The organism is Pseudomonas sp. D1HM (assembly GCF_019266105.1).
Taxonomy (GTDB): Bacteria; Pseudomonadota; Gammaproteobacteria; order Pseudomonadales; family Pseudomonadaceae; genus Aquipseudomonas; species Aquipseudomonas taetrolens.
In genome coordinates, this window is record NZ_LRMN01000040.1 from 1 (window position 1) to 455 (window position 455).

Annotated in this window: 1 pseudogene; it reads right to left on the bottom strand. The window is 58.7% G+C overall.

Features of this window, described 5'->3' with window-relative positions:
* Window positions 1-431 (bottom strand): annotated as a pseudogene (locus AWM69_RS22585) (electron transfer flavoprotein subunit alpha/FixB family protein); the annotation flags it as partial.
* Window positions 432-455: the final 24 nt, after the last annotated feature.

The window sequence follows — 455 nt, forward strand, 5'->3', positions numbered from 1 at the left end:
ACTTTGACCGGCGCTGTGGATTGCACGGTAGCAATGGCGTTACCGGCGTAGATCGGGCGCTTGAAGGTGTCAGCGCTTTCGACCGAGATGATCTCGGAGATCTGATCGACGTCCAACTGCGCGGCAACACGCGGCAGGATGTTTTTGCCGTTGGAGGTCGCGGCGGCCAGGATGTGGCTGTAGCCGGCACCCAGCTCTGCAACCAATGGCGCTACGTTTTCTGGCAGTTGATGAGCGTAAGCGGCGTTGTCGGCCACCAGCACTTTAGCCACACCGGCAATTTTTGCCGCAGCTTCAGCCACGGCACCGATGCCCTGACCTGCAACCAGAACGTTGATGTCGCCACCGATTTTGGCGGCGGCGGCTACGGTGTTCAGCGTGGCCGGAGCCAGCGCTTTGCCGTCGTGTTCTGCGATTACCAAGATAGTCATGATTAGATTACCTTCGCTTCGTTT